Consider the following 12,060-nt stretch of genomic DNA (forward strand, 5'->3'; position numbering starts at 1 on the left):
GTCTCTACATCCTCCACTGTCCGAAAGCGGGTGGCTCCGGCGATTTTGCTTGCAGCGCCCGCCTTTTTCTCTCTATGTAAACGCCTCTTACAGGCAGGATCGTCGGCTCTGCCGAGCGATTGCCGCTTTGCCGGGCAAAGAAAAAAGGCTTATCCATCTTTGGATGAACCTTTTTATGAAGAAAGGACCAGGATCATAATCCTTTGCAAAATCATTCAATTGGCCCGTTTTTTAGTATATTTGAATTTTGCTGGATGTATTTTCATGTTTATTATAATACTTGAGTCATACAAAAAAGACAAATACGAATTTCCGATCATTTCCATGCGAGGTGGTTATACCCGAAAGGAAGCGACAAGGCAACGGAGCTCTTCTGCCATTTTTGCCAGCGAAGCTGCCGAAGAGGATACCTCCTCCACACCGGCGAGCTGTTCTTCGGATGCGCCAGAAACCGTTTGCGAACTGGCCGCTACTGTTTTCGCCCCCTCTCCAATCATGTGCGCAGTTTGTGTGACATGTTCGCTGCTGGCAGAGATTTGCTTGATCGCCGCGGAAATTGCCTGAATCCGTTCAGTCACTTGTTCTATAAATTGTTTAATTTCACCGAACTGGTCGCCTGCCATATTTACGGTTTGGATGCCTTCTTCCACCTCTGTAATCCCTTGCTGCATTTTTTCCACGGTTTGCTTTGTGTTTTGCTGCATGCTTCCAATCAAGCCGGTGATCTGGTCTGCGGATCGAGCCGATTCCTCGGCAAGCTTGCGAACCTCGTCCGCCACGACGGCAAAACCGCGTCCATGCTCTCCCGCTCTCGCCGCCTCGATCGCTGCATTTAGCGCCAACAGATTGGTTTGGGCAGCAATTTCCGAGATGACCCCGACAATTTTTCCTACCTGCATGGAGTGAGCATCCATTTCCTGTACGGCTTTGGCCAGATGCCCGATCGTTGCATCCAGAGAATCCATTTGCTTGACCGCTCGCTGAATCGTTCGATTTCCTTCCTCCGACTTTTGCGCCGCCTGAACGGACAGAGACGAGGTGGCTTCGGTCTGGTCCGCAATGTGCTGAATGCCCATCGCCATCTGATCCATGGCCGCTACGCTTTCCTCCACACTTCTGGCCTGTTTCTCCGCCGTGACGACCACTTCCTGGATGCCGCAACTGATCGCCTCGGACGCCCGGCTGGTCTGCTCGGCACTGGCTGACAGCTCTTCGGACGAAGCCGCTACGCCCTCTGCGCTCACATTGATTTGCCGAATCAGATCGCGCAGATTTCCCGCCATCCGGTTGAACGAATGCGCCAAATCCCCGATCTCGTCTCTGTTTTTGACGTGAAGGTCCTCACGTGTCAAATCCCCTGTCGCGACCTGCTCGGCAAGCGCAGCGATCTGTCTGATCGGTTTGGAAATGAGCCGGGAGATCAGATAGCCGATCAAAATAGAGAGGATCAAAGCCCCTGCACTAAAACCGACAAGACTCGCCGTAGCCCCGGAAACAGTCCTCTGATTGACCAAGCTCCCTTCGGCCATCAGCTCCTGCTGTCCGGTGACGATCTGCTCAATCGTCGGTTCCAGTTGGCTTGCCAAAGGCAAAATTTCCTTCATGTACGATTCCATCAGCTTCGACCCGTCTTCTTTTTGCTTGACCATTTGCAGAAGCTCTTGGGCCTCCTTCTGGTATTGGTCATAGAGCCGCATAAATGTATCCACTGTCTCTTTATCTTCCTGGCGATGAATCAGGGATTCCGTCTCCCTAATAATCCCGCGCAATTGCTCGTCATCGGCCTGCAGGCTGTTTAAAAATTGACTATCAGCCGTCATCAAATATCCCCTCAGGCTATTTGACTGTTTGATTGTCAGCACCTGTATTTTTAAGGCACTGCTCAAAATGACCGCCCGTCTGCCTACCAAATCCGAATACGAATCATTCACCTTGTCGAAATAGTAATAGGCGACACCGGCAGTCACCGCCAAAAGCAAGGCAACACTTACAAATCCCGCAATCAATTTGGTTCCAATGGTTGTTCTCACACTTCACACCCCGTTGTCATTTTAGGTTCAAATGCCCGACTGCTTGTCAAACCGTTTCATTTTTAAGGGCATTCAACCTATGCATATCGTCCTGGTTTTTTCTCTAAAGTAATCATTGTACGATATTCCAGTGACAATTCGGTCAATCATTTTTCCAAAAAGCAAAAAATTTCCAAGTCCCTCTTGGATTGTATCAAGCCAACCAAAATTGGCCCGCCAGAACGTCACTTTTTACAGTGTCCGTCTAACGGGCCATTGCTGAAATACAGACTGCCCCTCCGGCAATCTGCTTCGGGCCTTTTGCTCCTGCTTGCTGCACAACCACTCTATCCGGCTTTGCGGAACGGTGGCCGAACGGATTGTAGCCGATAACGACGAGCTTGTCATTGGCCGTCACCAGCAAGTGATAGTGGGAGCCGGGGCCTTCAATCGCGTAATCATAGGTGGAGGATATGATTCGTGCCTGATCGCGGATGGCCTCACGCTCAAACGGCTTCCAATCATGCTCGAAGATGTGTCGATCGCGAGTAATCCGCAGCCTGCCGCTGATGGCCAGCACATCGTCCTCCTTTGCGTCACCCGCCCTCGCTTCGATCCGTTCCAGCTTTGCCGCATAGGGCGGCACCCGGTTTACGATGATTTCATGCACGCGTCCCTTTTCATCGAGCGCCCAGACGGATTCCGGCTCCATCGTGTACCGGACGAAATATTCCGGGGCCAATGCCTTCAGCCAAGTTTGCTGCGTTCACGGGCTTGAACGAGTCCAGAGGATCTCCTGCGCTACCCGGATTTTCCGTGTTCCCCATGTTTTCGTAATGGGCCGAATTCTCTGGCGGACATGAAGACATTTGTACCTGAATAGCCTCCTGCTGTCCGACAGCCTGCGACATCACGAACGCGTCTCTTGTTCGTAGGCGTATCCAAACTGGTAGAGCTTTGCTTCCTCTCCGTGCTTTCCGATCAGTTGAAACCCGATAGGCAAGCCATCCTTTGAAAATCCGCATGGCACAGACAAGCTTGGGTTGCCCGTAAAATTGGTCGGGGCTGTAAGCCGCAGCAGTGCCGGACGGACACCATCCTGATAATCGCCGATCATCACTGTTCGCTGACCAATGTCTGTCGGCAGAATCGGCAGTGTCGGCGTCAGCAGGACGTCAACGCCGGCAAACACCTCGTTGTAGCTCGCCGTGAGCCTCCCGCGCCGCTGCTGTACCTGCACGTACTGATAGCCGCGCACTTCCTTGCTGTCCAACAGGCGCTCGCACACCTCCTGATCCAGATCGGCTGCGTAATCCCGCAAGGTTTTCTCGTGAACAGCCGAGGCTTCGGCCTGGACCGTAATGCGCTGTGCTTCGACCAGCTCATCCATCATCGACAGCTCAACCTCCCGCACCTCTGCTCCGAGTGCCCGGTAGACTTCCATCACCTGCTGAAGCGCCTGTACGATTTCCCCTTCCACATGCTGATAATACCAGCGCGGAACTCCGATGACCTTTCCCCGGATCGCTGTGCCGAGCAAAAGGGCGTAGTCCTCCTCAGGCCAGGAGAGCGAATACGGGTCGTTGTGATCGTAGCCTGCCAAAAGGTTCAGCAGGCCGGCGTTATCCCTGACGCTTTGTGTCATCGGCCCTACGTGGTCAAGGGTGTAGCCCAGATCAAACGCGCCGTACTTGCTGACAAGGCCAAATGTCGGTTTCATCCCTACGATGCCGCATGCGGCAGCCGGTATCCGCACCGAACCGCCCGTATCTGTTCCGAGTGCAGCATAGGCGAGATTGGCGGCTACAGCAGCCCCGGACCCGCTGCTGGACCCGCCGGTAATTTTCTGCGGATTGTGGGGATTGCGGGACGGACCGAAATGGGATTTGTCGCCGGTCGGGCCATAGGCGAATTCATGGGTGTTCGTCTTTCCGAGCACAATGGCCCCCGCTTCCTTCCATTTCCTCACGACCGTTGCGTCCTGTTCCGGGACGAACCGCTCGAACACTTTGGAGCCCAATGTCGTCCTCACCCCAGCGGTGAGAATCATGTCTTTGACCGCGACAGGAATCCCGTGCCACATGCCCCGCCACTCGCCGCGCATAATGTCGGCTTCAGCCTGAGCCGCTTCCTTCCGCGCATCCTCGGCGCAGATCGTGATATACGCATTCAACTGATCGTTTTTCGATTCGATCGCTGCCAGCGTTTGCGCGACCAGTTCGACTGGCGAAACCTTTCTCTCGCGAACAGCTTCTGATAGTGCAAAAACATCCATGTAAGTACCCCTCCACTCCTTCTTCATGCCGGCTTGGCCTCGAAAATGCCTCTAGAAGAGACACAAGCATCACGCAGCATAGTTCTTTGACTTTCATCATATACCTTTCAGAATATTTGGTCCATGCCATTCGCGTAGAGCGAAACCGGCATCCCTTTGGGCTCATCCTCGTATCTGCTGTCGGGCTGAATTTATTCTCAGCTTGAACAAAAGGGCCGGTCCCCATAGGAGACCCGCCCTTTTCTTGCATCCGCTGTCCTGTCTTTGCTTGTGCGCCATGAAAAACCAGGCGTTTTGTCTTCTCCGTTACGACCTGTCTTCTATTAGTACCTTTCTCATCTTATCCGCTCTGTGCTCTTTGTTCCTGTCCTTTTTCCCTTTCTATCACTTTTTTTGCTTCTTCTGTCACTCCGTGATCTTTCCGTCCTGCCCTTGGCTCCCGCTCTTTCCTCTTCCCAATGCTTCCAGCTCTCCGGCATGCAAGGCACACAGGGCGTACGTCTGAATCGCGATCGCCATCACGCGCTCGTCGATGTCGAATTTTTCATTGTGATGCCCCGCCGCGAGAGTCGTCCCGATCACCAGGTAGGAAGCGAGGCCGCCGTTGTCCTGCACCCTTTGAAGCATGTAGGTGGCATCCTCGGAGCCGCCCGCTACGACGAAGTCGTGTACGGTGTGCACCTCCGCCAGCTTTTCCGCCTGCGAGCGGATAAACGGGATCAGCTCGCTGCTGGAGTCGCAGCTGTTGGCCATCCCGACGACCTCGATGCTTTCCTGGACGTCGTGCATCGCAGCGGCTCCTCTGATGATTTGCACTGCCCTTTCCAGCATGTATTCATTGATCTCGGAGGTAGCCCCGCGCGTCTCCACCTTGAGGAAAGCCGAGCCGGGCACGACGTTTCTCCCGCTTCCCGCCTGCAGGACGCCCACATTGATCCGGGACGAGCCCTGCGAATGCCGGGAAATGCTGTGCATATTGAGAGCCGCCGAAGCTGCCGCGAGCAGCGCGTTTTTTCCGTCCTCGGGATGGCCGCCGGCGTGGGAGGAATACCCTTTGTAGGTGACATCGAGCTTGGTCGTCGCCAAATAGCCTCTCGCTCCGCAGACGATCTCACCCAATGGCACGCCGCTGCCGATATGGCCGGAAAAGAAAAAGTCGACGTCGTCCAACACGCCCGCCTCGACCATTGCCTTGGCTCCGCGCACCCCTTCCTCGGCTGGCTGGAAGACAATTTTGATCCGTCCGTTCAGCTCTTCCTTCATCGCCATCAGTACTTGAGCGAGGCCAAGACCGATGGTGGTGTGGGCGTCGTGGCCGCAGGCGTGCATCATGCCGGGATTGACCGAGACGTAGCCGTTTGCGGCCGGGAGATGATCCGCCTCCTCCGACTCCTGAATGTCCAGCGCATCCATGTCAACGCGAAAGCCGACCGTCGGACCCGGGCGCCCCGTATCGAGAATGCCGACGACTCCTGTAAAGCCGCCGGAAAAATAGGGCAGCCACTCTTGTTCCGCCCCTTGCTCTACTGCCCGTTTTTCCTGCTGCGCCAAAAACGCCGCTGACGGGACGCCCATCCGCGCTTCATCACGGACCACTTCCTTACCCGCCCGGACCTCATAGCCCCATTCCTTCAGCTTGGCGGCCACCTTGGAGGCCGTGCGGAATTCCACCCAGCCGGATTCGGCGTACTTGTGAAAATCACGCCGCCACGCCGTCCATTCCGGGGTCAGGCTCTCCACCAACTGTTTCATCTGCTGATTCATGTGCGTCTCCTCTTTTCTGATCATGATGCTTGCCTGCGAAAAAGGCAGCGGCCTCTCCAGAGAGATGACGGCTGCCTTTTGAGATGAAAATGTTGTTACTGCTCGAACAGATGGCAGGCGACGTGACGTCCGGGCGACACCTCGCGCCATTCCGGCACAGCCTGGCGGCAGCTGTCCATAACGTATGGACAGCGCGTATGGAAGGTGCAGCCGGTCGGCGGCGATTGCGGATTGGGCACGTCGCCTGTGAGCACGATTCTCTCCCGTGCCGCCTCCGGGTCAGGGACCGGGACAGCAGACATCAGCGCTTTCGTATACGGATGCAGCGGCTCGGCGAACATCTCGGCCGTCGGCGCCATTTCCACCATTCTGCCCAGGTACATGACGCCTACCCGGTCGCAGATGAACTTCACCACAGACAAATCGTGGGAAATAAACATATATGTCAGCGAAAACTGGCTTTGCAAGTCCTGCATCAGGTTGAGCACTTGGGCCTGGATGGACACGTCGAGCGCCGATACCGGCTCGTCGCAGACCACGAATTTGGGCCGGAGCGCGAGTGCCCGGGCGATCCCGATCCGCTGCCGCTGTCCGCCCGAGAACTCGTGGGGGAAACGGCTCGCATGATACGGGGCCAGGCCTACTACGCTCATCAGCTCGGCGATCCGGTCCTTGATCTCCGCCTCGGACAGCTTCAGGTGGGTGCGGAGCGGCTCTTCCAGCGTCCGCTGAACCGTCCACCGCGGGTCCAGCGAGGCGTACGGGTCTTGAAACACGATCTGCATGTTGGTGCGGAATTTCCGCATCTCGTCTGGCGGCAGCTTGCGAATGTCCTGGCCGTCAAACAGCACTTCACCCGCAGTCGGCTCGATCAGACGAAGAATCGTCCGGCCTGTCGTCGATTTTCCGCAGCCCGATTCGCCCACGATCCCGAGCGTCTCTCCCGGCTGGATGGAGAAGGAAACGCCGTCCACCGCTTTGACTGCGCCTACCTGCTTGCCAAACAGACCTTTTTTGATCGGGTAGTGCTTTTTTAGATCCTTTACTTCCAGCAGCGGCTTCACGCTTCCACCTCCTCATACAACAGGCAACGGCATTTATGCCCGGCCTCTACTTCCAGCAGCTCCGGTTTGACGCGGTCGCAAGCGTCGATCCGGAACGAGCACCGCGGGGCAAACCGGCAGCCCGGCGGCATTTCCAGCGGATTGGGCACGTTCCCCGGGATCGACTGCAGGCGCGTCTGATCGCCCGCAAGCTGCGGCAAGGACGCCATCAGCCCTTTGGTGTACGGATGCTTGGGGTCGCGAAACAGCGTCTTTACATCCGTCTCCTCGACGACCTGTCCCGCGTACATGACGACGACACGGTCGCACATTTCGGCCACGACACCGAGATCGTGCGTAATCATCAGGATCGCTGTCCCTTCTGTCTTTTGCAAATCCCGCATCAGATCGAGAATTTGCGCCTGGATCGTCACGTCGAGAGCCGTCGTCGGTTCGTCGGCGATCAGCAGCTGCGGATTGCAGGCCATCGCCATCGCGATCATGACGCGCTGCCTCATTCCGCCGGAGAGCTGGTGCGGATATTCGTCCGCGATCTGCTCCGGACGGGGAATCCCCACTTTTCTCAGCATCTCGATCGAATGCTCCCATGCCGCCTTTTTTCCGAGCTTCAGGTGGAAGCGGACTGCCTCCGAGATTTGGTGTCCGATCTTGAACACGGGATTGAGCGAGGTCATCGGCTCCTGAAAAATCATCGCCAGCCGGTTCCCGCGAATCTTGCGCATTTCCGCATCCGAGAGGGACGGCAGGCTCTTTCCTTCAAACCGGATGTCCCCCGAGGCGATGCGGCTTTGTCCTTTGGGCAAAAGCCCGATGATCGACAGCGATGTCACGCTTTTTCCGCAGCCGGATTCGCCCACGACGCCCAGCGTTTCGCCTTTGTGCAAGACCAGATCGACCCCGTCCACCGCCCGAACCACGCCCGCATGGGTCACAAATTCTGTTTGTAAGCCGGTGATCGAAAGCAGTGGTTGCATAACGAGTCGCCTCTCTTTCCTAATTCTTTGAAACGCCGCCCAGTGTTTGCAGGTGCTTCATCGAGCCGTACAGCTCCTGGATGCGGGCGAACTCCTCCTCGGAGTGGAACGAGCATTTGCCCCTGCCGTACTGCTTGGCCGTCTCAACGGCGAAACGGGCCGCAAGCGCGATGTCGACCTCGTGCGAAGCGCCTGTCGCGCAGCCGGGAACTGTCGAAGCTGCCGTGACGGCTACGCCGACCACAGGAGCCGAGGTGGCCACGGCTGGCTGCAAAATGCTGTTGATGTGGTACAGGCCGTTGCCGTACGGAGTAATGTCCTGCGTCGTGACAGCAAAGGTGACGGCTGGCTGCCCGGTTACGGTCTGAAGAATTTCAACCAGATCCTCGCTGATCCGCAGTACATACCCCTCGCGCACGGTCGGAGAAATGGCGATGCCTTTGTGGTTGATGACGCGGTTACCTTTCGTCGTATCAATGGAGAGAATCGCCTCCATTTCCGGCGATACCTCGTACTTGTTCATGGTCAAAATGTCTGTCGGCGAATCCATAAACGGAACGGGATCATGCGGTCTTGTCGGCGCATCGGGGCAAATGTGGGTGGCGATGATGACATCCCCGTCCAAGGTGTCGCCCTTTGCCTGCATTTCGATCAGCTTGGCGGCAGCGGCGATGGCTGCAGCCGCACCGTCGCCATCGGATACGAAGCCGATTTGTTCAGGCCGGGCACCGATGCCGCCGAGACGGCCGATGATTCCGAGAGTGGGACTTTGTCCGCCGTTTGTCCGTCCGGTCTTCCCCGGGATTTTGATCTGAATGAAGTCGGTGGAGCCTTTCGGGGAAGAAACCGTTTCGACGTGAATCGCTGCCGCTCCCTTGCCTTGCAAGTACGCCTCCACCTTTTTTCCGTTTACTGTCGCGTCATCGAGCAAATCTACTACTTCCAATACTTGTTTTAACAAGGCAGTACCCTCCTTTTACTTGTTGGCATTTGTGGTGCCGAGATATTTCAAGGCGGTCAGCGCGTATACCTTTGCCGCCTGGATCACTTGATCGACCGGCACGCGCTCGTTGAACGAGTGGATGCCAGCAAGCTCGGAAGGACCGTATTGCAGCACCGGAATTCCGTGCTTTCTGAAGTGGCGAGCGTCGCTTGACGCCCATTGCAGCACGCCGTACGCTTCCTTTTGGCTCACGTCCGTAATGCTTTCCACCAGCAGGCGGACGATGTCTTCGGAATCCGATGTCCAGTTGGCGTTGCCCTGGAATCCAAACGGCTTCAGCTCCACATCGATTCCCTCTTCCAAGAGCAGCCGCTTCGCTTCGGCGAGCACGTCCCGATAGTCGAGGCCAAACGGCACCCGCGTATCCACCTGCACGGTGCAGCGGTCAGCCACCACATTTACCTTCGTCCCGCCGCTGATCGTGCCGATGTTGATCGTCACGTGGTCATGCACGGCGCTGACGTCCTTGCCGGGATTGCGCACGAGTGCAAACTCTTTGGAAATGTTGATGATGTCCTGTACCTCTGCCGGAATGTCCGGCTTCAGCTCCCACAGCTTTTGCAGGGCCTGGATCGCCCGGGCCGCCTTCAGGATGGCGCTCTCGCCGTTGAGCGGAGCGAGACTGCCGTGACCGGGGGTGCCTTCAACCGTAAATTCAAACCAGCAGCTGCCCTTTTGCCCGATGGTCGGGTTTTGCGGATGGGATGGCTCCGCGATCACCGCTGCTGTTCCCGCGATCAGACCGCGATCGAGCACCCAGGGCACACCGAGATCGCCGCCGGTCTCCTCGTCAGGGACAATAAAGAGAGACAAATTCCCCGCCAGCGGAACGCCCAGCCGGGCAAACAAGCCCGTGACGAAGATCAATCCGGCAAGACCGCCCTTCATATCGGTTGCGCCGCGTCCGTGAATAAAGCCGTCCTTCACCAGGCCGCTGTACGGGGGTACGTCCCACCGGGAGAGGTCGCCAGCCGGCACTACATCCGTGTGGCCGCAATACAAAAGATGGCGGTCAGGCGACGGGCTGCCGATGGTGGAGATCAGGTTCCACATCGTTTCCCCGGATTCGTGGATCGCGGTGTCGATCCCTTCCTGCTTCAAATAGTCGATGATGAACTTGCTGATCGGCCGGGAATCTCCCGGCGGGTTTTCGCTGGGAAACTGAATCAGCCTGGAGCAAAGCTCAATCAGCTCGTCTTGTCGCTTGTCAATTTCTTCGATAACCAATCGATTCCAATCAGTCATTGGTGCACCCCTTTTCACGGCAATAAGTAGATGTGATGGCCCATCGGCGAAAGGAAACTGCCAGGTACGGAAAGTGAGTGCCCCCGTTGTGCGAACCGGGGGCTGTTGTCTCTACTCTTTGGAGAGCGGGTAGAAGCGGATGATTTCATCCGGGAAGAACGCGTACCCTTTCAGGTTTTTGTTCACTCCGACTACACGGTTGTATTCGTACATGTACGCCCACGGTGCATCAGCCGTGATGAGCTGCTGCGCCTCTTTGTACATTTCGTAGCGCTTGACCGGATCGGCCTCGACATCCGCCTTCTCCCACAGCTCGTCCACCTTCGGATTTTGGTAGTTGATGTAGTTGGAGGAGCCTTTGCCGTACAGCAGGAAGCCAAGGTGATAGCCGGGGTCGTTTACAAACGAAGTCCACTTGGACAGAAACGCCGTCAGATTCTTTTCTTTTTGCATTTGCAGGAACTGCGCGCGAGCCACTTTCTTGATGTTCATTTTTACACCGATTTTTTCCAGCTCGGCCTGAATCAGCACCGCGTCATCTTCCCAATCCTGGAACCCGGAGCCGAGCGTGAAGTCAAACGAGAATCCGTTCTCAAGTCCCGCTTCCTTCAGCAGCTGCTTTGCTTTTACCAGATCGTGCGTGTAGACAAAACCGGCGTCGGTAGAGCCTGGCGTGTTGCTCGGAACGGCACTCTTCAGCTGTTTGGCCTGGCCGTACATGACGTCGTTGATCAGCTTGTCATACGGAATCGCGTAGGAGATGGCCTGACGGACCTTCGGGTTGTCAAACGGCTTTACTTTGTTGTTCATGGCGAAATACAGAATCCGGTTGCTCGGGTTGGAGTGGATCGTGACGTTTTCATTTTGCTTCAAGCTTTCCACGTCTTTGACGGGAATTTCGATAGCCAGATCGACGTCGCCTTTGCCCAAAAGCAGGACGCGGCTGGACGCTTCCTTGGTGAATTTCATCGTGACCTTGTCTACCTTTGGTGCGCCTTGCCAGTAGTCGGGATTGGCGACCAGAACCGCTTCGGAAGCAGGGTCCCACTTTTCCAGCTTGAACGGACCGGAGCCCGCAGCGTTTGTCTTCAGGTAGTCGACGCCCTTCTCTTTGACCACCGACGGGTCGATGATCGAGAAGTTGTATTGCGCCAGGTATTGGAGAATCAACGGATTTTGCTTGCTCAGCTTCAGCTCGACAGTCTTGTCGTCCTTGGCCGTAAAGCTTTCGATGCTGGCCATTTTGAAGATACTGGACTCCCCGTTTTTCAGGTGATCCATCGAGAAGACGACGGCCTCTGCATTGACCGGATTGCCGCTGTGGAACTTCGCGTCATCACGGAGCGTAAAGGTATAGGTCAGCCTGTCGTCGGACACTTTCCATTCTTTTGCCAGCATCGGCTTGACCACTTCGGTATCGGCGACCTGCGTGCCGTCTACCTCTTTGGTTCCGAATTGGACGAGCTGGTCGTAGGTCGCCACGATCAGCGTATCGGAGGTCAGATCGCTCGCCTGCGCAGGGTCCATCGTCGTGCCGCCTTCGGAGTACGCGATGGTAATGCCTTTGCCTGCCTGAGGCTGCGCCTGCTGCTGTTCAGGCTGTTTTTGCCCCTCGGCCGGCTTCTGGTTGGCATTGGGACTGCAGCCCGCAGCGACGAGCATGGCTGACAGTGTTAGTAGAGCTAGCCACTTGCGTTTCTTCACATGAATCTCCCCCTACTTTTGT

The 12,060-nt window shown here is 56.3% G+C and carries 10 protein-coding genes; all 10 read right to left on the minus strand.

Annotated elements, in window-relative coordinates; all coding sequences use genetic code 11:
* Window positions 1-4: 4 nt before the first annotated feature.
* Complete coding sequence (locus NST96_RS23505; protein WP_243014149.1) at window positions 5-157, minus strand: hypothetical protein; 153 nt, start codon at window positions 155-157, stop codon at window positions 5-7.
* 178 nt (window positions 158-335) lie between these two features.
* Window positions 336-2,030: a methyl-accepting chemotaxis protein gene (locus NST96_RS23510; RefSeq protein WP_003390041.1), complete on the minus strand. Its 1,695-nt coding sequence runs from the start codon at window positions 2,028-2,030 to the stop codon at window positions 336-338.
* 244 nt (window positions 2,031-2,274) lie between these two features.
* Entirely contained in the window at window positions 2,275-2,751 is a 477-nt protein-coding gene (locus tag NST96_RS23515) for a hypothetical protein (protein WP_003390042.1), read from the minus strand.
* A gap of 168 nt (window positions 2,752-2,919) precedes the next feature.
* Window positions 2,920-4,284 (minus strand): amidase, encoded by a 1,365-nt coding sequence (locus NST96_RS23520; RefSeq protein WP_339166618.1) that lies wholly within the window; start codon window positions 4,282-4,284, stop codon window positions 2,920-2,922.
* Between the two features lie 405 nt (window positions 4,285-4,689).
* Complete coding sequence (locus NST96_RS23525; RefSeq protein WP_342404839.1) at window positions 4,690-6,072, minus strand: amidohydrolase; 1,383 nt, start codon at window positions 6,070-6,072, stop codon at window positions 4,690-4,692.
* A 71-nt stretch (window positions 6,073-6,143) separates the two neighbouring features.
* Window positions 6,144-7,112: a dipeptide ABC transporter ATP-binding protein gene (locus NST96_RS23530; RefSeq protein WP_024985246.1), complete on the minus strand. Its 969-nt coding sequence runs from the start codon at window positions 7,110-7,112 to the stop codon at window positions 6,144-6,146.
* Window positions 7,109-8,086: an ABC transporter ATP-binding protein gene (locus NST96_RS23535; RefSeq protein WP_024985245.1), complete on the minus strand. Its 978-nt coding sequence runs from the start codon at window positions 8,084-8,086 to the stop codon at window positions 7,109-7,111. The genes NST96_RS23530 and NST96_RS23535 overlap by 4 nt, the downstream gene beginning before the upstream one ends.
* A gap of 19 nt (window positions 8,087-8,105) precedes the next feature.
* Complete coding sequence (locus NST96_RS23540) at window positions 8,106-9,047, minus strand: DUF1177 domain-containing protein (RefSeq protein ID WP_003390049.1); 942 nt, start codon at window positions 9,045-9,047, stop codon at window positions 8,106-8,108.
* 15 nt (window positions 9,048-9,062) lie between these two features.
* Entirely contained in the window at window positions 9,063-10,334 is a 1,272-nt protein-coding gene (locus tag NST96_RS23545; RefSeq protein ID WP_003390051.1) for an ArgE/DapE family deacylase, read from the minus strand.
* Window positions 10,335-10,445: 111 nt separating this feature from the next.
* Window positions 10,446-12,038 (minus strand): ABC transporter substrate-binding protein, encoded by a 1,593-nt coding sequence (locus tag NST96_RS23550; protein WP_024985243.1) that lies wholly within the window; start codon window positions 12,036-12,038, stop codon window positions 10,446-10,448.
* Between the last annotated feature and the right edge of the window lie 22 nt (window positions 12,039-12,060).

Source organism: Brevibacillus sp. FSL K6-2834, from assembly GCF_038592925.1.
GTDB lineage: Bacteria > Bacillota > Bacilli > Brevibacillales > Brevibacillaceae > Brevibacillus > Brevibacillus borstelensis.